The organism is Bradyrhizobium sp. USDA 4538 (genome assembly GCF_024171045.1).
GTDB classification, from domain to species: domain Bacteria; phylum Pseudomonadota; class Alphaproteobacteria; order Rhizobiales; family Xanthobacteraceae; genus Bradyrhizobium; species Bradyrhizobium australafricanum.
In genome coordinates this window covers 2,653,498-2,678,030 of sequence record NZ_JALJZE010000001.1, presented here as the reverse complement: position 1 = coordinate 2,678,030, position 24,533 = coordinate 2,653,498, and the positions used below count along the sequence as shown (strand labels likewise).

General features: G+C 64.8%; 30 protein-coding genes. 23 read left to right on the top strand and 7 right to left on the bottom strand.

Annotated features, from left to right (window positions below; translation table 11 throughout):
• Positions 1–338: 338 nt before the first annotated feature.
• A complete protein-coding gene (locus J2R78_RS11845; RefSeq protein WP_229192760.1) occupies positions 339–983 on the bottom strand; it encodes a glutathione binding-like protein in 645 nt (214 codons plus the stop codon).
• Between the two features lie 93 nt (positions 984–1,076).
• Here J2R78_RS11845 and J2R78_RS11840 point away from each other — a divergent pair, with 93 nt between their 5' ends.
• From J2R78_RS11840 to J2R78_RS11830, 3 genes are all read left to right on the top strand, one after another.
• Positions 1,077–1,736 (top strand): TetR/AcrR family transcriptional regulator, encoded by a 660-nt coding sequence (locus tag J2R78_RS11840; protein WP_253604525.1) that lies wholly within the window; start codon positions 1,077–1,079, stop codon positions 1,734–1,736.
• 89 nt (positions 1,737–1,825) lie between these two features.
• Complete coding sequence (locus J2R78_RS11835) at positions 1,826–2,476, top strand: dihydrofolate reductase family protein (RefSeq protein WP_253604523.1); 651 nt, start codon at positions 1,826–1,828, stop codon at positions 2,474–2,476.
• Between the two features lie 213 nt (positions 2,477–2,689).
• Complete coding sequence (locus tag J2R78_RS11830) at positions 2,690–3,694, top strand: transposase (protein ID WP_253636009.1); 1,005 nt, start codon at positions 2,690–2,692, stop codon at positions 3,692–3,694.
• Here the strand turns inward: J2R78_RS11830 and J2R78_RS11825 are convergent.
• Positions 3,632–5,065 (bottom strand): IS4 family transposase, encoded by a 1,434-nt coding sequence (locus tag J2R78_RS11825; protein WP_069279857.1) that lies wholly within the window; start codon positions 5,063–5,065, stop codon positions 3,632–3,634. The two genes, J2R78_RS11830 and J2R78_RS11825, sit on opposite strands and share 63 nt — an antisense overlap.
• Positions 5,066–5,296: 231 nt before the next feature.
• On the opposite strand from J2R78_RS11825, the gene J2R78_RS11820 reads away from it, so the two are divergent.
• The 4 genes from J2R78_RS11820 to J2R78_RS11805 all read left to right on the top strand — a co-directional run bounded on the left by J2R78_RS11820 (position 5,297) and on the right by J2R78_RS11805 (position 7,848).
• Positions 5,297–5,647 (top strand): transposase, encoded by a 351-nt coding sequence (locus J2R78_RS11820; protein ID WP_253604519.1) that lies wholly within the window; start codon positions 5,297–5,299, stop codon positions 5,645–5,647.
• Positions 5,644–5,988, top strand: a complete 345-nt coding sequence (gene tnpB / locus J2R78_RS11815) for an IS66 family insertion sequence element accessory protein TnpB (protein WP_027583889.1) — start codon at positions 5,644–5,646, stop codon at positions 5,986–5,988. Before J2R78_RS11820 ends, tnpB begins: the two co-directional genes overlap by 4 nt.
• 74 nt (positions 5,989–6,062) lie before the next feature.
• Positions 6,063–7,655 carry an IS66 family transposase gene (locus J2R78_RS11810; RefSeq protein WP_253604517.1) on the top strand — a complete coding sequence of 531 codons (1,593 nt, stop codon included), beginning with the start codon at positions 6,063–6,065 and terminating at the stop codon, positions 7,653–7,655.
• 10 nt (positions 7,656–7,665) lie between these two features.
• On the top strand, positions 7,666–7,848 hold the full coding sequence (locus J2R78_RS11805) for a hypothetical protein (RefSeq protein WP_253604515.1): 183 nt from the start codon (positions 7,666–7,668) through the stop codon (positions 7,846–7,848).
• Between the two features lie 223 nt (positions 7,849–8,071).
• On the opposite strand, the gene J2R78_RS11800 is transcribed toward J2R78_RS11805, so the two are convergent.
• Positions 8,072–9,037, bottom strand: coding sequence for a glyoxylate/hydroxypyruvate reductase A (locus tag J2R78_RS11800; protein ID WP_253604513.1), 966 nt, complete (start codon positions 9,035–9,037; stop codon positions 8,072–8,074).
• A 521-nt stretch (positions 9,038–9,558) separates the two neighbouring features.
• Here J2R78_RS11800 and J2R78_RS11795 point away from each other — a divergent pair.
• The 5 genes from J2R78_RS11795 (at position 9,559) to J2R78_RS11775 (ending at position 13,303) form a co-directional block, all read left to right on the top strand.
• Complete coding sequence (locus J2R78_RS11795) at positions 9,559–9,927, top strand: YciI family protein (RefSeq protein ID WP_028332829.1); 369 nt, start codon at positions 9,559–9,561, stop codon at positions 9,925–9,927.
• On the top strand, positions 9,924–11,201 hold the full coding sequence (locus tag J2R78_RS11790) for an RNA polymerase sigma factor (RefSeq protein ID WP_253604511.1): 1,278 nt from the start codon (positions 9,924–9,926) through the stop codon (positions 11,199–11,201). The genes J2R78_RS11795 and J2R78_RS11790 overlap by 4 nt, the downstream gene beginning before the upstream one ends.
• Before the next feature lie 592 nt (positions 11,202–11,793).
• Entirely contained in the window at positions 11,794–12,204 is a 411-nt protein-coding gene (locus tag J2R78_RS11785; RefSeq protein ID WP_253604509.1) for a DoxX family protein, read from the top strand.
• A gap of 33 nt (positions 12,205–12,237) precedes the next feature.
• On the top strand, positions 12,238–12,774 hold the full coding sequence (locus J2R78_RS11780) for an SRPBCC family protein (RefSeq protein ID WP_253604507.1): 537 nt from the start codon (positions 12,238–12,240) through the stop codon (positions 12,772–12,774).
• Between the two features lie 118 nt (positions 12,775–12,892).
• Entirely contained in the window at positions 12,893–13,303 is a 411-nt protein-coding gene (locus J2R78_RS11775; RefSeq protein ID WP_253604505.1) for a VOC family protein, read from the top strand.
• A gap of 188 nt (positions 13,304–13,491) precedes the next feature.
• Here J2R78_RS11775 and J2R78_RS11770 read toward each other — a convergent pair whose 3' ends face one another.
• From J2R78_RS11770 to cobT, 3 genes are all read right to left on the bottom strand, one after another.
• Positions 13,492–13,914, bottom strand: coding sequence for a hypothetical protein (locus J2R78_RS11770; protein WP_057016263.1), 423 nt, complete (start codon positions 13,912–13,914; stop codon positions 13,492–13,494).
• A 113-nt stretch (positions 13,915–14,027) separates the two neighbouring features.
• The gene (locus tag J2R78_RS11765) at positions 14,028–14,318 is read right to left on the bottom strand and encodes a hypothetical protein (protein WP_253604503.1); all 291 of its coding nucleotides are present in this window, start codon (positions 14,316–14,318) and stop codon (positions 14,028–14,030) included.
• A gap of 178 nt (positions 14,319–14,496) precedes the next feature.
• Entirely contained in the window at positions 14,497–15,510 is a 1,014-nt protein-coding gene (cobT, locus tag J2R78_RS11760) for a nicotinate-nucleotide--dimethylbenzimidazole phosphoribosyltransferase (RefSeq protein WP_253604501.1), read from the bottom strand.
• A 178-nt stretch (positions 15,511–15,688) separates the two neighbouring features.
• Between cobT and cobS the strand changes: the two genes are divergently transcribed.
• Positions 15,689–16,441 (top strand): adenosylcobinamide-GDP ribazoletransferase, encoded by a 753-nt coding sequence (cobS, locus tag J2R78_RS11755; RefSeq protein ID WP_253604498.1) that lies wholly within the window; start codon positions 15,689–15,691, stop codon positions 16,439–16,441.
• A gap of 70 nt (positions 16,442–16,511) precedes the next feature.
• Positions 16,512–17,078 carry a histidine phosphatase family protein gene (locus J2R78_RS11750; RefSeq protein ID WP_253604495.1) on the top strand — a complete coding sequence of 189 codons (567 nt, stop codon included), beginning with the start codon at positions 16,512–16,514 and terminating at the stop codon, positions 17,076–17,078.
• Between the two features lie 209 nt (positions 17,079–17,287).
• Here J2R78_RS11750 and J2R78_RS11745 read toward each other — a convergent pair whose 3' ends face one another.
• A complete protein-coding gene (locus J2R78_RS11745; protein WP_253604493.1) occupies positions 17,288–18,076 on the bottom strand; it encodes an SDR family NAD(P)-dependent oxidoreductase in 789 nt (262 codons plus the stop codon).
• Between the two features lie 428 nt (positions 18,077–18,504).
• On the opposite strand from J2R78_RS11745, the gene J2R78_RS11740 reads away from it, so the two are divergent.
• From J2R78_RS11740 to J2R78_RS11700, 9 genes are all read left to right on the top strand, one after another.
• Positions 18,505–19,176: a glutathione S-transferase family protein gene (locus J2R78_RS11740; protein ID WP_253604491.1), complete on the top strand. Its 672-nt coding sequence runs from the start codon at positions 18,505–18,507 to the stop codon at positions 19,174–19,176.
• Between the two features lie 144 nt (positions 19,177–19,320).
• The gene (locus tag J2R78_RS11735; protein WP_092087578.1) at positions 19,321–19,692 is read left to right on the top strand and encodes a nuclear transport factor 2 family protein; all 372 of its coding nucleotides are present in this window, start codon (positions 19,321–19,323) and stop codon (positions 19,690–19,692) included.
• Between the two features lie 134 nt (positions 19,693–19,826).
• Positions 19,827–20,243: a YciI family protein gene (locus J2R78_RS11730; RefSeq protein ID WP_057016223.1), complete on the top strand. Its 417-nt coding sequence runs from the start codon at positions 19,827–19,829 to the stop codon at positions 20,241–20,243.
• Between the two features lie 155 nt (positions 20,244–20,398).
• Complete coding sequence (locus J2R78_RS11725; protein WP_028332843.1) at positions 20,399–20,824, top strand: YciI family protein; 426 nt, start codon at positions 20,399–20,401, stop codon at positions 20,822–20,824.
• 103 nt (positions 20,825–20,927) lie between these two features.
• Entirely contained in the window at positions 20,928–21,293 is a 366-nt protein-coding gene (locus J2R78_RS11720; RefSeq protein ID WP_253604489.1) for a hypothetical protein, read from the top strand.
• Positions 21,294–21,487: 194 nt separating this feature from the next.
• Complete coding sequence (locus tag J2R78_RS11715; protein ID WP_253604486.1) at positions 21,488–22,018, top strand: dihydrofolate reductase family protein; 531 nt, start codon at positions 21,488–21,490, stop codon at positions 22,016–22,018.
• A gap of 122 nt (positions 22,019–22,140) precedes the next feature.
• Positions 22,141–22,842: a TetR/AcrR family transcriptional regulator gene (locus J2R78_RS11710; protein ID WP_092087570.1), complete on the top strand. Its 702-nt coding sequence runs from the start codon at positions 22,141–22,143 to the stop codon at positions 22,840–22,842.
• Positions 22,843–22,972: 130 nt separating this feature from the next.
• Positions 22,973–23,464 (top strand): DUF2852 domain-containing protein, encoded by a 492-nt coding sequence (locus tag J2R78_RS11705; RefSeq protein ID WP_253604484.1) that lies wholly within the window; start codon positions 22,973–22,975, stop codon positions 23,462–23,464.
• Positions 23,465–23,617: 153 nt separating this feature from the next.
• Positions 23,618–24,382, top strand: a complete 765-nt coding sequence (locus tag J2R78_RS11700; RefSeq protein ID WP_253604481.1) for a serine acetyltransferase — start codon at positions 23,618–23,620, stop codon at positions 24,380–24,382.
• Positions 24,383–24,533 lie beyond the last annotated feature (151 nt).

Here is a 24,533-nt window from a genome sequence, read left to right as displayed (position 1 = left end):
CTGCAAGCGATCACGCTATGCCAGCCATATTCCTTGCCGGCCGAATACTACGATGAATGGAAATACTTCATGCCGGTGTTTCTAGAGACGCCGTCCCCTCCCGGCGGGAAGGGGAAGCCTGCAGCCGGGGAGCTCGATAAGCGCAAGCTTTCGATTTGCCGAGGATGCTGACCGCGGCACCCCTTCACCTCGCCCCGCTTGCGGGGAGAGGTCGGATCGCATCGCAAGATGCGATCCGGGTGAGGGGGGACAGGTCTCACCGCATTCGCAACTCGCGGAAGCAGCCCCTCACCCCGACCCTCTCCCCGTAAGAACGGGGAGAGGGAGACGAGAGTGCCCTACGCCGCAGCCTTATGCCGCGCGATCTCGGCCTTGTAGAGTTCGAACTCCTCCGCGATCGCCTTCGCGACCGAGGGACGGGCGCGCAGGCGCTCGTAATAGGCCTTCAGCGCCGGCCATTTCGCGAGCTCGATCGGCGGCGTTGCCATGGTCCAGTTGATCACGGTGACGAGATAGGCGTCGGCGACGCTGAAATGATCGAGCAGATAGTCGCGGCCCTTCAGGTGCTCCTCGAGATAGTCGAGCCGCGAGACGTATTTCTCCAGCGCATAGGTCTTGGCCTCCGGCGGCGCCTTCTTGTCGAGCAGCGGCAGGAACAGGCCCTTGTGCAGCTCGGTGCCGATGAAGCACAGCCATTGATGCAGCTTTGAACGCTCGGCGTTCGACGCCGTGCCGATGCCGGCGCGCGGAAACTGGTCGGCGACATATTGCAGGATCGCGGCGTTCTCGGTCAGCACGACGCCGTCGTCGGTGCGCAGCGTCGGCACCAGGCCGAGCGGGTTGACCTTGTTGAAGTCGGAGCCGTCGTTGCGCACCGCCTTGGTCTTCGGATCGACCTCGAGATAGTTGGCCGGCTGGCCCGCTTCATAGAGCGCGACGCGGGTCGCCATCGAGCAGGCGAGGGGCGAGAAATAAAGGTCCATGGGTGCCTCCAGTGTCTGGCGCGGGGATCCGGCCGTTATTGATTTTTGTACTGTCTTGGATAATATTAGTGGCGTCAAGGAATTAAATGCGAAATGGTACAAAAAAGTAAGAAGCCGCCGTCTGCTGCCAAGATCGTGGCGCCGGTCGCGCCGAAGCGCCGCGGGCGGCCGCGCGCCTATGAGCCTGATGTTGCGCTCGGCAAGGCGCTGGATCTGTTCCGGCGCGACGGCTTTGCCGCGACCTCGCTCGATGATTTGAGCGCCGCGACCGGCATGAACCGGCCGAGCCTTTATGGCGCGTTCGGCGACAAGCGCGAGCTCTACATCAAGAGCTACCAGCGCTATCGCGACGACGCGCGCGCCGCGATGGTCGATATCTTCCGCGCCGACGCGCCGCTGCGCGAGCGGCTCGAGCGCATCTATCGCATCGCGCTCGACATCTATCTCTCCGGCGAGTCCGGCCCGCGCGGTTGCTTCACCGTGATGACGGCGGCGTCCGAGGCGGTGTCGGATCCGGACATCCGCACCATGGTGGTCGAGGGACTGACCGAGCTCGACAAGGCGTTCGGCATCTGCTTCCGCCATGCCAAGGAACGCGGCGAACTGCCTGAGGGGACCGATCCGGCGTCGCTGGCGCATCTGGCCTCTGCCACCATCCATACCATCGCGATCCGCGCCCGTGCCCGCGTGCCGCGCAAGGAGCTCGAGGCGATCGTGAAGGGTGCGATCGACGTGCTGTGCGGGGCGAAATAGCCGTCCAATTTTCTTGCCGGGCAAATGTCGGGCGCTGGCTTTCCCGCCCGTCTTCCGTAAGGTCTCCCCACTCACGGAAGCGGAACATCATGGGAAAAGTCAGGACTTCAGTATTCACGGTCTCGATCGACGGATTTGGCGCGGCGCTGAATCAGAGCCTCGAACATCCGTTCGGCGTCGGCGGCCTGGCGCTGCCCGCGGCCTGGTTCTTCGAGACGCGAACCTTTCGCGCGATGACCGGCCAGGATGGCGGCACCACCGGTCTCGACGACGAGATCGCGCGCAAGTCGATGGAGGGGATCGGCGCCTGGATCCTGGGCCGCAACATGTTCGGCCCGATCCGCGGACCATGGCCGGATCATGCCTGGAAAGGCTGGTGGGGCGACAATCCGCCGTACCACACGCCGGTGTTCGTGCTGACCCATCACGCACGGCCCGACATCGAGATGGAAGGCGGCACCACGTTCCATTTCGTGACCGACGGCATGCTCGCGGCGCTCGAGCGGGCGCGCGCGGTTGCCGGTGACAAGGATATCCGCGTCGGCGGCGGCGTCTCGGTGGTGCGGCAATTCCTGCAGGCGCGTCTGCTCGACGAGCTGCAACTGGTGCTGCCGCCGGTCGTGCTCGGCGCCGGCGAGAGTTTGTTCGCGGGCATTGATCTGCCCGCCCTCGGCTACGCCGTCGTCTCGCATGTCGCGAGCCCGCACGCGACCCACGTCACCTTCGCGCGCAAATCCTAGACCGCTCACGCCTGCGTCAGCAGCGTCACCTCAATCCCGGTATCGAGAAGGGCGTCGAGCTCGCCTACGACCGGCTCGCCGAACTCGTTGCCGGGATGGGCTGAGAGGCGGCCTCTCCATTTGTCGTCCCGGCTTTCGCCCATAGGCGCTAAAATAGGATTTGCGCCTTGGATTCGCTTGTGATTCCAAGATGGAATGGCACACGAATCGCTTGTGAACAAAGATTGGGCGCGCGTTGTCGCCCGACTTGGCGGAGCCGAGGCTCTGAACATTAGCGCGCGCAAGACGAAGGCGTTTGTCCGTCCGCGGGAGATCAGCAATGCGGTCGACTTGCTGCGCCTGATCTTGGCTTATTGCCTTGGTGAGAAAGGGCTGCGGTTGACGGCGGCATGGGCCACGTCGGTTGGGCTTGTCGATATCTCCAACGTGGCTCTGTTGTATCGCTTACGTCAGTGCGGAGATTGGCTGGCAATCTTGGTCGAGCAGGCGCTTGCCGCCGCGGCGCCGAAGGCGAGCCGCGGTCGTCTGATCCGTATTGTTGACGCCACGACGGTCCCCAAGGCTGGGACGAGCGGCAGGAACAAGAACGCAGTGTGGCGTATCCATAGCGCGTTCGATCTTCCGCAGGAGCGCTTTGGTCACTTCGAACTGACCGATCAGCGAGCGGGCGAGACGCTGGATCGGATACCGGCGGTTGCCGGTGAGATCCGTCTTGCCGATCGCGCCTATCTGCAACCGGAGCGCATGGCGCATCTCGTCGATGCCGATGCGGACTTCGTGATCCGGGCCGGCTGGAAGAGCGCGCGCTGGCTCGATGCCGAAGGTAATCTTGTTGACCTCACTGCCGAACTGCGCAACGCCTCGGCGCGTGGCCTGATCGATCGGCCGATTTGGATAAAGCGCAAGTCAGGTGCGCCGCCGCTCGCAGTGCGTCTGGTTGCCGCGAAGAAGCCGGCGCAAGCTGCTGCGGCTGCGCGACGCAAGGCGCGCCGGACTGCACAAAAGGGAGGTCATCAGCTCTCCAGGCAAACACTTGACGCCGCAGATTGGGTGATCCTGGTGACCTCACTCAGGCCAGAGGACTTCACGACTGCAGATATCCTCGCCCTCTATCGGCTGCGATGGCGCATTGAGCGTAAGCGGCAAGGAGACCTTTCAATTACCCATAATTGTTGCCTCGATTGCGGCTCCAAGTTCGATGTCGGTCAGCCGCGATAATCCGCGCCAGATCACGGTATTTCCTGGAGGCGGATCGTTGGCTCGGGCTAAATATCCTCCGAGCCGCGCGATCTTGACGACATAGTGCGAGAGCGTGCTTCGTCGAGAGCAATCACCACCCCTGTCTTTCACCAAATGATCAAGAAGCCTGATTTCGGGATCCGTCAGCGCCGTTTGCGGTACGGCATTCGGCGAGGAGCGATTGAGCATCGTCATCCAGAAGACGCGCCAACTCACAATGCAGAAGACCGCGACCAGATTGACCAGACGCTCAGCAGTTCGCAATTTTGAGTCCTCTGCTTTGCAGCCCGATTTGAGGATTTTATGGAAGACCTCGATCTTCCACCTCAACGCGTACCATTCAATCTTCTCGATGGCGTCCTTGCGCGATTGGACCGGAAGATCGGTGAGGAGCTTCCACTCGATTTTCTTTCGCCGCTTCGGCCTTCCTCGCTCTTGAGCATGGATCACGGTCAGAGTGAGTGCGGGATATTTCGTCTGTTTGCCGATCGGCGGCAGGACGCGTATCTTGCGGTACCTGATCTCAAGAACGGCGTCGTCGGGATCGCCTTTGTCGTCCTTGACCTTGATCCGATGTAGACCCTTGATCGTAACCTCGTCCATTTCGTCGGCAATTGTATGATTGCCGTCCCCGGCAAGCCGATCAACACAGGTTCGCACCAGGAAATGCGTTCCGACCTCCTCGGCCAGGCAAAACAGCTCATAGATGTCGCTCTCGCGATCACCAATATGAACGCATCGCCCGGGAGCAGCGAGAAGGTCGGTCGATTGCCGTAAATTCTCGAGCCAGCGGATGCTCTCCTTCTGCTCGATCGGCACCCGTGTCGGATTGATCTTTCGCTTCAGCGCCGTCGTCCCCTTGAACTTCTTGCGGGTCCAGAACTTGATTGCCGACAGTCCGAGCGGAAGCCCCTCGGTCGTCACGGCGAGACTCGAATGCATCAGGATGCCGCACTGCGTGCGTCCTGCCGTCTTACCCGTAAAGCCGATCAGATCCGGCTTCTCGCGCTTGAAGCTGAATTCCGTCGTGTCATGGAGGACGAGGATCGGTCCCTCCGTCGCCGCTACGCGCCCGCGCGTCGCCTCGAAATGACCGCAAAGAATATCCGCCTCGTTGACCCGTTCGTTGGAGAGGAAGCGATAAGCGGCCTTCGTGTTGGCCCAATCCTGACAAACCAGCGGGATGCTTTGACCCATGTCGCTCCCGATTTGTGCGAGCAATTTGCAGAACCGGCGACCAAGCCGCTCATCCTTAAACTCGCATCCCGCAGCTTCCCGATCAACCCACGTCTCGATACCAGTCGTCAATCGCTGAGCACGCGCCCCGGCACGTTCCTTCACCAAGCCCATCGAGCACCCCGCGCTTCCGAATCAGGTGCTCAACAACGAATCACAACAGATTCTACCGATTCAAGATTTCGCCCGCGGCGCCTCGCTCAAATCCGACGTCAAATGTGGGTAATTGAAAGCAAGGAGACCCCGTCTGGCGGAGGGGGTGAACGATCGGCTATCGGCTGCTAAGTTTGTGAGCCGATGTGAGCTTCTATGTCTGCGCCTAGTTCTGGAACTAGAACCTTCCATATGATCGAAGCGGTCCCCGACCGTCTTGAGGGAGCGCCGCGGCAGCTTCGCCGACGCTGGTCGGACGAGTTTAAGGCCCAAGTCGTGATGGAGGCGCTGGAGCCTGGCGCGAGCGTCTCGGCGATCGCCCGCCGGATCGGCATTCACCCGTCGCAGCTGTTCGCCTGGCGCCGTGACGCTCGGGCCGAGCGGCGGCGTTATCGCTCACGGCACTCGAGTTGCGAGGGTGTGGTGGCGCCTGTGGCAGGCGCGGTGATCGAGATTGCCATTGGCGAGGTGATCGTGCGCGCCGGCGTGGACGTCGACGAGGCGCAGTTGCAGCGGGTGATCCGGGCGGTCCGTTCGGCATGATCCCCTCCGGCGTGAAGGTGTTCCTGGCGAGCCATCCAGTCGACTTCCGCAAGGGTATCGATGGCCTTGTTGCGCTGGTGCGCGATGCCGGCTCAGATCCGTTCGACGGTGCGCTTTATGTGTTCCGCGCCAAAAGAGCCGACCGAATAAAGATCGTATGGTGGGATGGCTCCGGCGTGTGCCTCTATTTAAAACGGCTTGAGAAGGCGAGGTTCTGCTGGCCGCGGATCGGGCATCATCGGGTGCAGCTGAATGCTGCGCAGTTGATGGCACTGGTGGATGGGATGGACTGGAAGCGGGTCCGGACCGCGGCGGTCAAGCCGCCGGAGATTGTTGGGTAAAAGCACTGCGGCGAAGTGAATCAGCGGCCTGAAAGGGCAAGAGAACCGGGGCAAAATGTGCTCTGGTCGGGTCAATGACGCCGCCCGATCTCAGCCTCCCGAATGACGTAGAGACGCTGAAAGCCATGGTGCTTGCCATGGCCGAGAAAGCGGCCCGCGCCGATGCTCTGGAGAGCGAAGTCGCCGATCTCAAGGCCCGCAACGCCGATGCCGATGCGCGCATCGAGCGGCTGACGCAAATCCTGAAGGCCTTCGACCGCGCCCGGTTCGGCCGACGATCGGAGAAGCTCGGCTCGGCGAACGGCGACGATGAACAGCAGGCCCTCGTCTTCGAGGAGATCGAGACCGGCATCGCCGCGATCAAGGCCCAGGTCAGCAAGGGCCGTGCGCAGGCGGATGGCAAGCGTGCACCGCGTCGGCGCAAGGGCTTTGCGCCCCATCTGGAACGGATCGAAACCGTCATTGAGCCGGAAGAGCTGGCTGAGCATGCCGGCAAGCAGAAGGTGCTGATCGGCGAGGACGTGTCGGAGCGCCTGGATGTGGTGCCGGCGAAGTTCCGGGTGATCGTCACGCGCCGTCCCAGGTATGCCTTCAAGAACGCGGACGGCGTCATCCAGGCGCCGGCCCCGGCCCATATCATTGAAGGAGGCATTCCGACGGAAGCGCTTCTGGCCCAGATAGCCGTCGCCAAATATGCCGATGGCCTGCCGCTCTACCGGCAGGAGGCTATCTACGCCCGCGATCATGTCGAGCTCGACCGCCAGCTGATGGCGCAATGGATGGGCAAGCTCGGCTTCGAGCTCGAGATCGTGGCCGACTACATCTTCAGCGAGGTCAAGAAGGCCGAACGGGTCTTTGCCGACGAAACCACTTTGCCGACGCTCGCTCCGGGCTCCGGATCGACAAAGACGGCCTACTTATGGGCCTATGCCCGGGATGACCGAACCTTTGGCCGCAGCGGTCCCCCGATGGTGGCTTATCGCTTCGAAGACAGCCGCTCCGGCGAATGCGCGGTCCGCCATCTCAATGGTTATCGCGGCATCCTGCAAGTGGATGGCTATGCCGCCTATAACAAGCTCGCGCGATCCGATCGCGGCAATGATGGCATCACATTGGCTGGCTGCTGGTCACACTGCAGACGCAAGTTCTACGAGCTGCATGTTGCAGGGAGCTCGGAAGTGGCAACGGCGACGGTCGAGCGGATGGCAAGGCTCTGGCAGGTCGAGAAGACCGTGCGCGGTCAAAGCCCCGACGCTCGCGTTGCCGCGCGCCGGCAAGCCTCCGCGGCGATCGTCGCAGATCTCTTCGATCTCTGGCAGCAGACCTTGCGGCGGATCTCCGGCAAATCAAAACTGGCTGAGGCGATCCGCTATGCCGTCTCGCGGCGTGCCATCTTCGAACGCTTCCTGACCGATGGTCGCATCGAGCTCGACTCCAACGTCGTCGAACGCGCCATCAGGCCACTAACAATCACGAGAAAGAATAGCCTCTTCGCTGGCAGCGACGGCGGCGGACGAACCTGGGCGACCATCGCAACGCTGCTGCAGACGGCGAAAATGAACAACGTCGATCCGTTCGCCTGGCTCGCCTTAACACTTCAGCGTATCGCCAACGGCTGGCCGAGCAGCCAAATCGACGCGCTTATGCCATGGAACCACGCAGCCTGACGGCCTCAGCTTGCCGCTTACCATTGAGCTCGGCTTCAAGCGGCTGAAAAGCCTGATTGGCCTGAAGGGACCTCCCGGAACCGACGAGCGGTCCGCCAGACCCCATATCCTCGCTCATCTGCTGATCATTCTATTGCTCGAGCCGCTCGTCGACGAACTCGAAGACTCTCCCCGCTTGGCCGACGCCGCCTGACCCACCCAGTGACGTGGCGTCTGCTGCGCCAGCTCGTAGCTTCGCTACGGCAAGCGATCATTCCACAGCCCGCAATCGCTCTACTCTGCAGAGCCAGTCACGCTCTCCGGCGACATCTACGCGAGCCACCCAGACATAAGCGCCACTATCAGACTATGATCAAACTATCTTAGCGCCTATGGGCTTTCGCCGGGACGACGCTCTGTGTGGGGTGACGGCGGTGCTAATACCCCCGCTTGCGATCGACGAGGTTCTCCAGCGCGCCGCCGGCCTCGAATCGCGCGATCTGCTGCGCGACATATTTCGAGATCTCGTCGGCGTCGGTGTCGGCGGCGTTGTGCGGCGTCAGCACGACCTTCGGGTGGCTCCAGAACGGACTCGCCTCGGGCAGTGGCTCGGTCTCGAAGACGTCGAGCGAGGCGGCGCCCAGCGTGCCTTCATCGAGCGCGCGCAGGATGTCGGCCTCGTTCTGCAAGCCGCCGCGGCCGGCATTGATGATGACGGGCGCGCCGAGCGGGCTGTTGCGGTTCAGCTTCGCGAACGCGTCGCGGTTGAGCACGTGCCTTGTGTCCGGCGTCAGCGGCAGCAGGCAGACCAGGATGTTGGTCTCGCGCAGGAATGCGTCGAGCCCGTCCGCGCCGTGATAGCAGGCGATGCCGTCGATCCGCTTCTCGCTGCGGCTCCAGCCGACGACGCAGAAGCCGAGCGCGCGCAGTGCCTGCGCCGAGGCGGCACCGAGCGTGCCGAGCCCCATGACGCCGACGGTGATCGCGCTCGCCGCCCACTGATAGTCCGGCGCCCAGCGCTTCACCCGCTGCGACTCCCGCAGATAGAGCTCCTGGCGGTGATGCATCAGCACGTGCAGCACGACATATTCGGTCATGCGGTCGGTGAGATCGGAGACCGCGACCCGCACCAGCGGCACGTCGGGCAGCGAGCGATCGGCCATCAGCGCGTCGACCCCGGCGCCGAGGTTGAAGATAACGCGCAGGTTCTTGAATGCCGCGAGCTCGCCCGGCTTCGGCTTCCACACTGCGGCGTAATGCACCTCGGCGGGATCGAGCGCGCCGTCCGGCAGCAGCACCACGCGGCGGTCCGGGCAGACCGCGTCGAACCGCGCCTTCCAGCGCGCCGACGACCAGTTTTCCGAGCCGCCATTGATCAGCAGCGCGAGCGCGCCCTTACTCATCCCGATACCTCCAGCGTATATGTGATATATGTCACAGAGCGGGTCCGGCCCGCTCTCATCTCCTGCCATCAACAGGGGAGAACTTCCATGTGCAAACTGATCCTGGTGTCGGCTTTCATCCGCGCCGCCGTCGCCACGGCCCACGCCCGTGGTCGCAAACGCTGACACGCCGGCTCAGGCTCACCGGCCGTTGCTCCAACGCAGAGCGAGGTCCAGCCAGCCCCATCGCAGGCTCAGGCGCAACCCGTGGAGTCTCCGCGGCGGCAGGCGCCCCGTCCGAGGAGCCACATCCGCCATCGCGAGAGCGATAAAGCCAAGGCACGCCGGATCGCCGCCCGCGACGGCGTCTATTGGTAACCGCACGTTCATCGTCGCCGCGACAAACGTCCCGTCCGTCGAAGCTCGCCATGGAGCCTCAATCAAAATCGACCGTCGGCATCCGGAACCTAAATTTCTTTCGCGCCCCCTGTCGGCAGCGGGCATAATTGTTCGTTCTTGCAATGAACGGAGATGCCTTTTCGATGCTGTACGCCATCCTCTGCTATCATGACGAAGACATGGTCGGCTCCTGGAGCAAGGAACACGACGCCTCCGTCATGCAGAAACTGTCCGTCGTGCAGGACAAGCTCGCCAAGCAGGGCAAGCTCGGCCCGGTGGCGCGGCTGTTGCCGACCACCGCGGCGACCACGCTGCGCAAGGAAAACCCGCCGCTGGTGCTGGACGGCCCGTTCGCCGAAACCAAGGAACAGCTGCTCGGCTTCTATCTGGTCGAGGGCAAGAACCTCGACGAGGTGCTCGACATCGCGCGCGACCTCGGCGAGGCCAATCCCGGCGGCACCTATGAGATCCGCCCGGTCGGCTACTTCAATCAGGGAGGTACCAAGGCGTGAGCGTGACCGACACCGCCTGGATCGATGCTGCGTTGACGTCCGCGCGTCCCCAGGCGGTCGGCGCCCTGCTGCGCTACTTCCGCAATCTCGACACCGCCGAGGAGGCGTTCCAGAACGCCTGCCTGCGGGCGCTCAAGAGCTGGCCGCAGAACGGCCCGCCGCGCGATCCCGCGGCGTGGCTGATCATGGTCGGCCGCAACGTCGCGATCGACGAGGTCCGCCGCAACAAGAAGCAGCAGCCGCTGCCCGAGGACGACCAGGCGATCTCCGACCTCGACGACGCCGAGGACGAGATCGCAGAGCGGCTCGACGGCTCGCATTACCGCGACGACATCCTGCGGCTGCTGTTCATCTGCTGTCACAAGGATCTGCCGGCGACGCAGCAGATCGCGCTCGCGCTGCGCATCGTCTCAGGTCTCACGGTGAAGCAGATCGCGCGCGCCTTCCTGGTCTCGGAAGCGGCGATGGAGCAGCGCATCACGCGAGCCAAGGCGCGCGTCGCCGATGCCAACGTGCCGTTCGAGACGCCTGGCGCGGTCGAGCGCAGCGAGCGGCTCGCCTCGGTCGCGGCGATGATCTATCTGATCTTCAACGAGGGCTATTCGGCGAGCGGCGACACCGCCGAAATCCGCGCGCCGCTGTGCGAGGAGGCGATTCGCCTCGCCCGCCTGCTGCTGCGGCTGTTCCAGAGCGAGCCCGAGATCATGGGGCTGACGGCGCTGCTGTTGTTGCAGCATGCCCGCGCCGAGGCACGCTTCGACGCCGATGGCCAGGTGATCCTGCTCGACGACCAGGACCGCAGGCTGTGGAATCAGAAGCAGATCGCCGAGGGCCTCGCGCTGATCGACAAGGCGATGCGTCACCGCCGCAGCGGGCCCTATCAGGTGCAGGCGGCGATCGCGGCGCTGCATGCCCGCGCGGAAAAGCCCGAGGATACCGACTGGACCCAGATCGACCTGCTGTACGGCGCGCTCGAGGTCATGCAGCCGTCGCCGGTGATCACGCTCAACCGCGCCGTTGCGGTCTCCAAGGTAAAGGGGCCGGAAGCCGCGCTCGAGATGATCGAGCCCTTGGCGCCGCGGCTTGCCAACTACTTCCACTATTTCGGCGTCCGCGGCGCCTTCCTGATGCAGCTCGGCCGCAACGAGGACGCCCGCATCGCCTTCGACCGCGCCATCGCGCTCGCCAACACCACCGCCGAAGCCGCCCATATCCGCATGCACATCGACCGCCTGATGCGCGACAGCCAGCCGCGCAACGCGAAGGCGAAGTAGCGGTCAGCAACAGCGCACCGGCATACTCGCTGCACCTCCCCCGCAAGCGCAGGGCTATCGCATATGGCTGTCGGCCATGACGACGTGGAAACGTCGCTTGCAGAAGCGCGCGAATGCCATATGCCCGCCGGGGGCGAGCGTGCGTCTGGGTGATTTCGGAATATTGGAAAACTATCCCTGAGTTGCCCGACGTGTCAAGTAGCCCGGTCGGACGCCGGCCACCGCCGGCTACTTTGCATGGGGTTGTTTTCGATATTTTGGCAACGCGCCTCCCCCGCGAGTGCAGGGCAATCGCATATGGGCTCGATAGCTCCACAAACTCGTCATGCCCGGCCCTGTGCCGGGCATCCACGTCTCGGTTTCCGCGACAGAAAGACGTGGATGGCCGGGACAAGCCCGGCCATGACGGCGCGGAAACATCGGTGCTAGAGCCATATGCGATTGCCCTGCCCGCAAGCGGGAGAGGGAGCTTGTCGCAGCTCTCAATCGACTCTGCCTGACTTCTGAAAAAATCTTCGCCCGCCTTGTCGGCCCCGTACTCCGCCGTTCGTCATGAAGGCAGAGTGCATCACCAAGCGTTACGGAGCCTGTCATGCCGACGATCGTCGACACCGAAGTCTCAAAGCCCGCCCGCATCGCCGGCCGCGTCATGAGCGGCGTGGTCGTCCTGTTCCTGCTGTTCGACGGCGCGATCAAGCTGGTGCCGTTGTCGGTCGTCACCGAGACCATGGACAGGATGGGCTTCGGCGCGAGCGATGCGCTGGCGCGCAGCCTCGGCATCATCACCATCGTCTGCACGCTGCTCTACTCGGTGCCGCCGACCTCGATCCTCGGCGCGATCCTGCTCACCGGCTATCTCGGCGGCGCGATCGCATCGCATGTGCGAATCGGCAGCCCGCTGTTCACCCACACGCTGTTCGGGCTCTATCTCGGCCTGATGCTGTGGGGCGGGCTCTATCTGCGCGACGGCAATCTGCGCGCAATGCTTCCATTTCGCCGGTGAGGTATTGTTCAATCCATCCCTGTGGAGACTGACATGTTCGAGACCATTGCCATCATCGCGATTGTCCTCGGCGTCGCGATCGCCGTCATCCTCATCCTCGCGGCGACCAAGCCGGGCACGCTCCGCGTCACGCGTGCGATCAGCATCAACGCGCCGGCCGAGCGGATATTTCCATTGATCGACGATTTCCATCAGTGGACGCTCTGGTCGCCCTACGAGAACCGGGATCCGGCCATGAAGCGGATCTATAGCGGTGCCGGGCGCGGGCAGGGTGCGGCCTATGCCTGGGACGGCAACAAGAATGTCGGCGCCGGCCGCATGGAGATCCTGCAATCCTCCGCGCCGTCGAAGATCGTCATCAAGCTCGACTTCATCAAGCCGTTCGAAGGCCACAACACCGCCGAGTTCACAATGCTGCCGCAGGGAAATGCGACCAGCGTCACATGGACCATGTATGGTCCGGCCGTCTTCATGTCGAAGGTGATGCAGGTGTTCATGAACCTGGATCGCATGATCGGCAGGGATTTCGAGGTCGGTCTCGCCAATCTGAAGAAACTGACTGAGAAGTAGCGCGTTTTCGAGCGAGGTGGTTACCTGTTCGTGTCGGGAAAACGCGTCAAGGTAACAATCCAGAGCCCTCGTTCCGATACCATCGGGACGAGGCTCGAATGACCCAAGGGAGCATGCGATGCAGGTCAACCCCTATCTCTCCTACGACGGCAATTGCGGCGCCGCGCTGAAATTCTACGAGAAGGTTCTCGGCGCCCGGATCGAGGAAACTTTTCCCTATGGCGAGGGCAGTGCGGAGATGCAGACGCCGCCCGGCTGGAAAGACAAGATCATGCACGCCCGCCTCGCGATCGACGGCGAGATCATCATGGCCTCCGACGCCCCGCCCGGCCACTTCCAGAAGCCGCAGGGCTTCCACGTCGCGTTGCAGGTCGAGGATCCCGCGGAAGCCGAACGCCGCTTCAAGGCGCTGTCCGAGGGCGGCACGGTGACGATGCCGTTCGGCAAGACCTTCTTCTCCAACGGCTTCGGCATGTGCGTCGATCAGTTCGGCATCCCCTGGATGGTGAACTGCCCGCAGGGGATGTAGGCACGGACGTTCCGTCCGCTCGCGCTGACGGAGATGGTGTGTGCCGCGCTATCCACGTCATTGCGAGCCAGCGGGTCGCGCGTAAGCGCGCCCGATGACAGGCTCCGCGAAGCAATCCTTCGCTCCGCAAGCGGGGACATGGATTGCTTTGTCGCTTCGCTCCTCGCAATGACGGTGTAAATTTGCCGCTACCTGCACCGCGGATAGATCGCCGCGAGCTCGCGGCCGCGCAGCAATAGCAGGCGCGAGGTCAGGCCGCCGCGGCGGGCGATCCAGCCGCGCACCGGTGCTGGATAGGCTTGCAGCACCGCCACGGACGCTTCCGGCTCTGCATAGGTGCGGCCGCGCTGGTCGATCGAGCGCGCGGCGTGGAAGCCGAGCACGGCGCGCCGCGTCACGCAGATGCGGTCGCCTGGCACCATCGAGAGCACCAGGGTGCAGGCCGACAGGCAGGGCCCGTCGATCACGACGCGCTCGCCCGATTCGCGCACCTTGTCGAACAGTTCGATGAACGGGCCGACCTGCCCGCCGGGGCTGGCGAGGATACGAACATCTGCTTGCGCGCAGCTAACCGTTGCGCAGAGAGCTGCCGCCGCGACAAGTATTTTCATGCGCGCAATCCCTGCCACGATGCGATCGAGGTGCCGCCGCATCTCAAGCCGGAAGCCTCGCGCCGGAATGGGGCATCGTCAAGACCGATGTCCCGGTCGCGACAGCAGGTGGCTCAGGCCGCGCGGTTCTTGAGCGCCCCCACGATCACAGTGAGCACAGCGCCGGCAACGCCGCCGCCGGCGACCTGGCCGATGATGCTGCCGATGTCAGGCGTCGCGCCGGAATTGGCGAGCAGCGGGATCAGCATGCCCAGAAGCTGTCCGCCCGCGCCGCCGCCGATGGCGCCTGCGATGGTGTTACCGAGCGTGCCGAGATCGATGTTCTTGGCCGCTCCCGCCGCGACATTGCCGCCGACGGCTCCGCTGATGACCTGAATGATCAGATTGATGAGAACGCCCGACATGAGGTGATTTCTCCCCGGTATCTGGTTCAGCACGGCTGAGACGTCGGCCGGCATCCCACCGCCGCGAAGGTTAGGCCTCCAGCGCGCAGAGGTCATGCTGCACACGCGAAGATTGTCGACCCGCGCCGACGCTATGCACCGGCTTTTTTGAGGGAACCCTCCGGCTCTCCCGGGAGCCTCAGTCCGCGCCGGAGACGCCGGCCTCGGCAAAGGTCGCCATGCCGCCATGACAGGCGAGCGCCGCCCGCAACAAAAGGATCGCAACCCCCGCGCCGGAGCCTTCGCCGAGCCGCATGTTAAGGTCGAGCAAGGGGGCGAGCTCGAGCTCGCGCAGCAATTCGCGGTGGCCAAGCTCGGCCGACACATGTCCGGCGCGGCAATGCGTGAGGCTATCGGGCGCAAGCCGCGCCAGCGGCAGCACCGCCGCTGTCGCCACGAAGCCGTCGAGCAGCACCGGAATGCAGCGTGCGCGCGCTGCCAGCACGGCCCCCGCGATCGCCGCGAGCTCGCGTCCGCCGAGCGACATCGCGGTGACGAGCGGATCGTCGATCACGCCGCGATGCAGCTTGAGCGCCGCATCGATCGTGGTGCGCTTGCGTATCAGCCCGGCATCGTCGACGCCGGTGCCACGGCCGGCCCAGCGTACGCCGCGCCCGCCCATCAATGCCGCGCACAGCGTCGCGGCGACCGTGGTGTTGGCGATGCCCATCTCGCCGACCACGAGCAGATCGCATTGCTCGGGCACCGTGCGCCAGCCGGTATCGAGCGCGACGAGGAAATCGGCAGCGTCCATCGCCGGTCCGGTCGTGAAATCGCGGGTCGGGCGCGCGAGCTCGAGCGGCTCGACGCACAACTCCGCACCGGCAAGCCTGGCGATCTGGTTGATCGCAGCGCCGCCGGCGGCGAAGTTCGCCACCATCTGCGCGGTGACCTCGGAGGGATAGGCTGAGACGCCGCGCTCGGCGATGCCGTGATTGCCGGCGAACACGGCGATCGTGACGTGGTCGAGCCGGGGCAGCTCGCGCCGCTGCCAGCGCGCCAGCCAGATCGCAACCTCCTCCAGGCGGCCGAGGCTTCCCGGCGGCTTGGTCAGGTTCTGCTGGCGCTGCGTGGCGGCCGCGGCACTGGCCTCGTCGCCCTGCGGCAGGTCGCGACAAAAGCCGCGGATGTCGTCTAGAGTACTGAACTGCATGCGATTCCCTCGTCGAGCGGGCCGCAAGCTAATGCATGATCCGGAAACGTGTGAAGCGGTTTTCCCTCGCGACAAATGCGTAGCATTTGCGCGGAGATCATGCCCTAACAAGAAGCTAAAGCGCGATGAGATCGAGCCCGATCTCGTCGCGCTTTAGCCCAATTTCCAGGCCTTCACCATGAATCAATGGCTCGACGATCTCCGGACCGCGACGGCCTTCCTGACCCGCCTGCCGATGCCGCATCCGGACGGCGCGCGGACGGAGAGCTTTGCGCGGGCGCAGCGGCTGTTTCCCCTGGTCGGGGCCGCCATCGGGGCGGCGATCGGCCTGATTTGCCTGCTGCTGCGGGCGATCGGTGTGCCGGATCTCGCCGCCGCGGCGCTCGCGCTCGGCGGCGGTGCGCTGCTCACCGGCGCGCTGCATGAGGACGGGCTCGCCGATGTCGCCGACGGGTTCGGCGGCGGCCGCGATGTCGCGGCCAAGCTCGAGATCATGCGCGACAGCCGGCTCGGCACCTATGGCGCGCTGGCGCTGGTGGTGAGCTTTGCCGCCAAGCTCGCGGCGCTGGCTGCACTTCCGAACGGATTTGTGGTGCAGAGCCTGATATCTGCGCACGCGCTGGGCCGCGGCGTGCTGCCATGGATCGCGATCAGCCTGCCCTATGCGCGCAAGGACGGGCTCGCCGCCAATGCCGGTAGGCCCGATGGGACAATTGCCGTGGTCGCGGCCGGCCTGGCGCTGCTGATCGCAGTCCTCGCCTTGCCGTTCGGCAGCGCGCTGCTGGCGGCGATCGCGGCCGGTGCGAGCGCACTGGTCATGGTGCTCGCGGCAAAGCGGCAGATCGGCGGCCAGACCGGCGATGTGCTCGGCGGTGCGGAGCAGGTCGCGGAAACCGCGATCCTGGTACTGCTCGCGGCGCGGTTAGGTTAGAGCGTTTTCGAGCGAAGTGGAGACCGGTTCGCGTGAAGAAAACGCGTCAAAATGAAAGCGTAAGCAGAACATGAATCGCGAAACGCGTTTCTGGCTGATCCGTCATGCGCCGGTGGACGGTCCGCGCGGCGTGATCCACGCGCCGGATGCGCCCGCCGACCTCGGCGATGCCGCGGCATTCGCGTCGTTGCAGGCGAGGCTGCCGGCCCACGCTCGCGCGGTCTGCAGTCCGGCGCGGCGCACCCGCGAGACCGCAGCAAAGCTCGGCCTGACTGCAACGGAGGACGACGCCTTTCGCGAGCAGGATTTTGGCGATTGGACCGGCCGGCGTCACAGCGAGATCGAAGCCGAGCTCGGCGCGGCCTATCGCGCGTTCTGGCAGTCGCCGGGCAGCAACCGGCCGCCGCGCGGCGAAAGCTTTGCCGATCAGATCGCGCGGGCGCGGGCAGGGCTCGCGCGTCTGCCGGCCGGCGACGTCGTACTGGTCGTGCATTCCGGTACCATCCGCGCCGTGCTCGCGATTGCACTCGATCTCGCGCCGGAGCTCGCGCTGCGCTTCGTCATCGATCCGCTGTCATTGACGCGGATCGACCGGCTGCCGAATGCCTGGCGCGTGGTCTCGGTGAACGAGCGCTGATAGCGCAGTGACTCTGCTTTACCTCGCCCCGCGTGCGGGGAGAGGTCGGAACGCATCGACAGATGCGTTCCGGGCGAGGGGGAGTCTCCGCGAGACTAACTGGTATTGCGCGCGCGGAGAGGGCCCCTCACCCCAACCCTCTCCCCGTAAGAACGGGGCGAGGGAGTGCAGTCCCGTCGCGGTGTGACATTAGTTCGTTCGATCAACCGTTACCCATTCCGTCGCGCGCCGCGCAGGGTCGGCAGGCCGATGCCGGCGGCGTCGAAGCCGCCGTCGACGGCGAGGATCTGTCCGGTGATGTAGCTGGCGCGATCCGAGCACAGGAAGAAGATCGCCTCCGCCAGCTCCTCCTCCAGCCCATAGCGGTTGAGCGGGATGGCGTCGTGATAGTCAGCGCGGATCTCCGGCGTGTGGACGGCCTTGGCCATCGCGGTCTCGACCGGCCCGGGCGCGACGCCGTTGACGCGGATGCCAAGCGAGGCGAGCTCGACCGCGAGCTGCTTGGTGAGATGCGCAAGGCCGGCCTTGCTGGTGCCGTAGGCCGAGCGCAGCGTCGAGGCGCGCACCGCCGAGATCGAGGTGATGTTGACGATCGCACCGCCGCCATGCTCGCGCATCACAGGCGCGGCCGCCTTGGTGCACAGGAACGGGCCGGTGAGGTTGACCGCCATGATCCGGCTCCAGTCGGCGTCCGAGGTCTCCAGCACCGGCGTGAACACGGCAATGCCGGCATTGTTGACCAGCGCGTCGAGCCGGCCGAACCGGTCCGTGATCGCAGAGATCGCGGCTGCCACGCCAGCGGCGTCCGATACGTCGCAGGTCAGCGCCAGCGTGTCGTCGGGCTGCTTCAGCGCCGCGACCGCCGCGCGCAGCAATTCACCCTCGATGTCGAGCAGCGCGACGCGCCAGCCGTCGGCGAGAAAGCGTTTCGACGCGGCAAGCCCGATGCCACGCGCGGCGCCGGTCACGAGTGCGACTTTGGGGGAAGCGGGATTCATCGGATGGTCCATCGGTTCGGGCAGGAAATCCCGACCGTCTGCGACCTTTACCTGGTGATGTCAACCTGAGAGGCGCTCAGCTGGCTCGGCCGTCATTGCGAGGAGCGATAGCGACGAAGCAATCCATTCTTCCCGTGTGGCGAGGTGGATTGCTTCGCGGAGCCTGTCATCGGGCGCGCTTTCGCGCGACCCGTTGGCTCGCAATGACATGGGTGCGTCGGCCGTTCTATACTCTTTCAGCATGGGAACAAGGCGCGTCTCGCGTCCTCGATGAATGTGCGTCGCGTTCGATGCTTGGGTCTCCACGCCCGCCGACCGCAATAAGTATCCATACGAAAAGTATCCATACGAAAAAAATCGCCGCACGAGATGTCGGAAGGGCGGTCCCGGGCTCGTCCTCCGGTCACTCATTCCATGATGGAGTTCCGATGTCGCTTACCCTGCATTACCACCCGCTGTCCTCGTTCTGCTGGAAGGCGCTGATTGCGCTCTACGAGAACGGCACGCCGTTCACGCCGAACATGGTCAATCTCGGCGATCCTGCCGAGCGCGCGGCGCTGCTCGCGCTGTCGCCGATCGGCCGCTTTCCCGTGCTCCGCGACGAGACGCGGGGCGAGACGGTGCCGGAATCGAGCATCGTCATCGAATATCTCGACCGGCATTATCCCGGTGCCGTCAGGCTGATCCCCGAGGATCCGGACCTCGCACTGCAGACCCGGCTGCGTGATCGTTTCCTCGATCTCTATGTCCACCTGCCGATGCAGAAGGTCGTCGGCGACCGGCTGCGGCCCGCGGACAGCAAGGATCCGCATGGCGTCGCCGAGGCGCGGGCGCAACTCCGCACCTCCTATGCGATCCTGGATCAGCAACTGATCCTGAATCAGCAACGAGCGCGTGGCGGCTGGATGATGGGCGAGTATTTCTCGTTGGCCGATTGCGCGGCCGCGCCGACGATGTTCTACGGCAACAAGGTCGAGCCGTTCGGAGATGGCCATCGGCATCTGGCCGCCTATCTCGAGCGGCTGATGGCGCGGCCGTCCTTCGCGCGCGTTCTGAAGGAGGCCGAGCCCTATTTCGGCATGTTCCCGCGGGAAACCTGACGCAAGCCGGCCTCCGACCCGGTTCCAAAAATAAATCGTGGCGGGATGTCGCTTTCGCGCCACCCCGTTCGTCATCTCGCTGAGGCCCGGGTTTCCGGAGCGCTGGTCGCTCCGGGGCCCCGGGCGACACGTGTGGGAGACGACATGGCTGCAGCTGGCAACAGGGCGGAGATCATCCGCTCCCTCTTCGCCGCCTACCTCGCCAATGACCGCGCGAGCGTCGAGGCGGCGTTCGCGGAGGATTTTCGCTTCTCGACGCCCTATGGCGAGAACATCGACAAGCCGACCTATTTCGCCCAGTGCTGGCGCGACTCCGGCTGGATCGGCCGCCACGAGATCGAGCGCATCATGGTCGACGGCGTCGAGGCCTTCGTCACCTATCGCTGCGTCGCCCGCGACGGCAAGAGCTTTCGCAACACCGAGTTCTTCGTGTTCGACGGCGACAAGGTGTCGCGCATCGACGTCTATTTCGGCCCGTCGCACCAGGACGGCGAACTTGTCAGGCAGGACCGCTGAGGGCTGTGGCGCGCGATGCAATGACCTCCGAAATAATTTCGCTTGGCCTGTCGGCGTGGCAAGCCCCGCGTCGTCCTTGAGACGAGCACCGGAGATACCGGCAAGGCAGCTGAACAAGACAACGGAGCAGGACAATGAAGTTCATGGTGATCGTGAAGGCGAACAGGGACACCGAGGCCGGCGTGATGCCGAGCACCGAGCTGCTCGCGGCGATGGGCAAGTTCAACGAGGAGATGGTCAAGGCCGGCGTGATGCAGGCCGGCGAGGGGCTGCATCCGACCAGCAAGGGTGCCCGCGTCAAATATGCCGGCGGGCAGAGCACGGTGTCGCGCGGCCCGTTCGGCCTGAGCAGCGATCTGGTCGCCGGCTTCTGGCTGATCGAGACCAAGTCGCTCGACGAAGCGATCGACTGGATGAAGCGCGCGCCGTTCGACGGCGGCTCCGAGATCGAAATCCGCCAGGTGTTTGCCGCGGAGGATTTCGGCGAGGCGCTGACGCCCGAGCTGCGCGAGCGGGGAGAGCGCCTGCGCGCGCAGGTGGGCAAGAAATGACACCCGACGTCATTCCGCGATATCGCGCCGGCGATGCGCTCCGAATACATGATCACCGTCGCAAGTCATGGATTCCGGGCCGGCGCCGCGTGGGGCTTCCCGGCATGACGAGGGTGAAGATTGCGAGTGATTCAACAGGCAAGGAAATCCGACCAATGCGTTTCATGATGCTGATGATCCCGCTCGGCTACGAGTCCGCGCCGGCCAAGCTCGAACTCGACCCCGAACGGGTCGCCGCGATGATGCGGTACAATCAGGCGCTGAAGGACGCCGGCGTACTGATCACGCTGGAAGGCCTGCATCCGCCGGCTGCCGGCGCGCGCGTCAAGTTCGACACCGGCGTGCCGGTCGTGATCGACGGCCCGTTCACCGAGGCCAAGGAAGTGATCGGCGGCTTCTGGATGATCGAGGTCGCCTCGCGCGCCGAGGCAATCGAATGGGCCAGGAAGTGCCCGGCCACCGCGAACGAGATGATCGAGATCCGCCAGGTGCAGGAGATGGCCGATTTCTCCGAAGAGGTGCAGCAGGCGGCCGCCACCTTCGAGCATCCGCAGGGCGGCTGGGGCAAGGCGCTGCGCTGACACCGCATGATCCGGCCTTGCAACACGTAGCGATGCCGCCGCACAGCGTCATCGCGTCAGCAAACGATCGTCAAACCAGCAACGACCACAACGGAGATGCAAGATGAGCACCAACACCTTTCTCGCGGTCTATCTCGGCGGCGCCAGCACCGGCTCGCGGATGGCAGCCTGGAATGCGCTGCCCGAGGCCGAACGGCGTGCCAAGGAGCAGCAGGGCATGGCGGCCTGGGGCGCCTGGGTCGAGAAGCACCATGACGTGATCGTCGAGATGGGCGGACCGCTCGGCAAGACCAAGAAGGTCGGGCAGGGCGGCGTCACCGACATCGCCAATCTGATGACCGGCTTCACGGTGGTGCGCGCGCCCTCGCATGAAGCGGCGGCAAAGCTGTTCGAGAACCATCCGCATTTCTCGATCTTCCCGGGCGAAGCCGTGGAGATCATGCCGGTGCTGCCGATCCCGGGCCGATAGGCAATCGTTTTGGGCCATGGGCTCCCTGAACCTCTCCCGCTCGCGGGGGAGGTCGTCGCGCGCAGCGCGGCGGATGGAGGTCCTCTCCACTGTGTAACTCGCGGAGAGGGCCTCCGCTCGCCAGTGGCCGACTTCGTGTCCAGGTCACGCCGGCCCGAGCAAATCTGAAAGCCCTGGAGTGGAGGTCTTGCGCCATGGCGAAGCTTGTCTTCGGACTGAACCAGTCGCTCGACGGCTATGTCGATCATCAGGCGATGGTGCCGGACACCGGGCTCTTTCGTCATTTCATCGAGCAGGTGCGCAGCGTGGCCGGCATGTTGTACGGCCGCCGCATGTACGAGGTGATGCGCTATTGGGACGACGACCTTCCTGATTGGGATGCAGAGGAGCGCGACTATGCGGCAGTGTGGCGGAGACGGCCAAAGTGGGTCGTGTCGCGCTCGCTGAAATCCGTCGGACCCAACGCGACACTGGTCGAGGGGGACGTTGAGGCGGCGGTGCGCGGGCTGAAGGCCCGGCTCGACGGGGAGATCGAAGTCGCCGGGCCGGACCTGGCGGGGAGTCTGACCGAGCTTGGCCTGATTGACGAGTATCGACTGTACCTCCGGCCCATCGTGCTCGGGCGCGGCAAGCCATTCTTCGTCGGGCCCCGCGCGCCGCTCCGCCTGGTGGCAAGCGACCGGATAGGCGAAAACACGATCAGGTTGACCTACGTCCCCGCCTAGTCATGCAACGTGCCTGACGGCGTTGCGCGGAAGCCCCCCGACTGACTGGTCCGTTAATCTTGATTGACGCGCCGCCGCCCCGCTAGTGACCTTTACCGCCAGCTCATGTAAAAGCCGTTCACATGAGCTGGCGCAAGGACCAAGGCCGCGCCGAGCGCGGTTATCATCACGGCAATCTCAAAGAGGCGTTGCTGCAGGCCGCACTCGACCTGATCTCGAAGAAGGGGCCGGCCGGCTTCACCTTCGCCGATGCCGCGCGGATGGCCGGCGTCAGCCCGGCCGCGCCGTACCGCCACTTCCGCGACCGCGACGAGTTGATCGCCAGCATCGCGCAGCGCGGTTTCGAGCAGTTCGAATCGCTGTTGACGCAGGCCTGGGACGACGGCCGCCCCGACACTGTCACGGCGTTCGAGCGGGTCGGCAAGGCCTATCTCGCCTTCGCCCGCGAGGAGCCCGCGTTCTATTCCGCGATGTTCGAATCCGGCCTGCCGGTCGATTCCAATCCGACCTTGATGGCCGCAAGCGAGCGCGCCTTCGCGATCATCCGCGCCGCTGCCGAACGGCTTGCGGCACTGGCGCCGCCCGGCATGCCGCGTCCGCCGGCGATGATGATGGCGCTGCACATCTGGGCGATGTCGCACGGCGTCGCCTCGCTGTTCGGCCGCGGCGATGCCGCGCGGCGCAAGCTGCCGATGTCGCCGGAGGATCTGCTCGAGGCCGAAGTGCTGATCTATCTGCGCGGCCTCGGCTTCCCGACCGACCGCCGGCCTGGAACCGCGGCCGCCGACGACAAGCCGGCCGGTCCGTGGGGCAAGCCGAAATAAGGTTCAACGGCCAAGCCAAAAATAATCCGAGGGGTGCGTCACCCGCGCTGCTTGACTTTCCCAAGGGATCGGCTACCTATGTAAATGTTATTTACATTCACAACGGCGTGATGCCGTGATGGAGAAGGAAATGGCCTACACCGCTGATGTCAATCGCTGGCGCGGCCCCGTCGAAGAGCCCTACCGTCCCTACTTCTACGCGACGCCGTGGCATCCCCTGAAGATCGCCGGGATCATCCTCGGCTTCATGATCTGGTGGCCGATCGGCCTCGCCCTTCTCTTTTTCACACTCGGGAGCAGAAAGATGGCCTGTTGGAGTCACTACGATCAGGATCGCTGGGCGAACAAGATGGAGCGCATGCAGGACAAGATGGAGCGGATGAAGAGCCGCATGGAGCGCCGCGGCTTCCCGTTCGGCGGCTTCGGTCCGCCCTCCAGCGGCAACCGTGCCTTCGACGAGTACCGCCAGGACACGCTGCGCCGTCTCGAGGAGGAGCAGGTCGAGTTCAAGAACTTCCTCGATCGCCTGCGCCACGCCAAGGACAAGGAAGAGTTCGACGCCTTCATGGCGCAGCACAAGACCCGTCCGACCCCGCCGACCGACCAGCCGCCGCAGGGCTGATCGCGCGAGGCAATAGCTAGCCTTCAGGCGATGTGCCCCCATAGAACCTGATGGCCCCGAGCCGCCCGTTTGCGATGAGCAAGCGGGCGGTTTGCATTTTGGGATGGTGACGCCCACTCTATCGTTTGGGATCCGGACGATGAGGTGAAGACCATGGCGGGATCAGCGACAGTGACGGCCGGCGAGCTCTGGCTCGCGATCCGGCGCGAAGCGGAGGCGGCGATCGCGGCCGATCCGTTCCTCGAGGCGTCGGCCGCCTTCATTCTCGATCAGGGCGACCTCGGCGGTGCGCTCGCTTTTCTGATCGGCCGGCATATCAGCCGCGCGAATGAGGATCGCGCGCAGTTCGCGCGGACCGCCCGCGAAGCCTATGCGGCCGAGCCCGTGCTGGTCGATGCCGCGGCCACCGATCTCACGGCCATCGTGCGCCGTGATCCGGCGATCACGGGCTTCCTGCCGCCGCTGCTCAACTTCAAGGGCTTCGTCGCGCTGCAAGCCTGGCGGGTATCGAACTGGCTGTGGCGCGAGGACCGCCCCGACCTTGCGCTCATGATGCAAAGCGCGACGGCGGACCAGTTGCAGATCAGCATTCACCCGTCGGCCCGGATCGGAACCGCTGTTTTCCTCGATCACGGCACCGGCATCATCATCGGCGCGCTGGCCTCGGTCGGTGACGAGGTCACGATTTTGCAGAACGTCACCATCGCGCGGCATCAGGATGATCCGCGCCGCGCGCCGAAGATCGGCCACGGCGTGCTGCTCAGCGCCGGCGCCACCGTGATCGGACATCTCTCGATCGGCGATTTCGCCAGGATCGGCGCCGGCGCGCTGGTGACGACGGATGTGCCCGCCGGCTGCACCGCCATCGGCGTGCCCGCGCGGCTGACCAATTGCGCGGAGGCGGGTACGCTTTCGTGAGGTGAGCACCCCTCTCAGGCTCCCTCTCCCCTTGTGGGAGAGGGTGGGGTGAGGGGTGGCCCCGGGCGAGACGGCGAGAGATAGGGCAATCGTTGATCAGCGTGCGCAGCGGGCGTCGCTAATCCTCATGGAGAGCGGAGCAAGTGGTACC